Origin of the sequence: Priestia sp. SIMBA_032 (assembly GCF_046535215.1) — a bacterium.
GTDB lineage: Bacteria > Bacillota > Bacilli > Bacillales > Bacillaceae_H > Priestia > Priestia aryabhattai.
The window spans coordinates 1-316 of the sequence record NZ_JAWRXD010000348.1 but is presented as its reverse complement, the minus strand read 5'-3'; the positions used below and the strand labels follow the sequence as shown (position 1 = coordinate 316).

Here is a 316-nt window from a genome sequence, read left to right as displayed (position 1 = left end):
GGTCCCCCTCGGCCCGGACCGGGATGAGCCCGGCCGCGCATTCCTGAACGAGTGTTCCGCCGGACTTTGGGGTTCCGCCGGCGTCCAGCCAGGCCTTGGCCGACCCGAGGGTGGGATGGCCGGCAAAGGGCAGTTCTTCCTTCGCGGAAAAGATCCTCACCCGGTAGTCGGCCTCCGGGCTGCTGGGAGCCAGGAGGAACGTTGTCTCCGAGAGGTTGGTCCAGGTGGCGAACCGCTGCATTTCCTCCGCGCTCAAGCCGTCGGCGTCGTGCACCACCGCCAGTGGATTTCCTAAATATGGTGCGCTGGAGAAAAC

The 316-nt window shown here is 65.8% G+C and carries 1 protein-coding gene; it reads right to left on the bottom strand.

Going from position 1 to position 316, the window contains the following annotated elements; all coding sequences use genetic code 11:
* The coding region (locus SB717_RS34705; protein WP_410907406.1) for a PhzF family phenazine biosynthesis protein at positions 1-277 on the bottom strand (277 nt) is incomplete at its 3' end.
* Between the last annotated feature and the right edge of the window lie 39 nt (positions 278-316).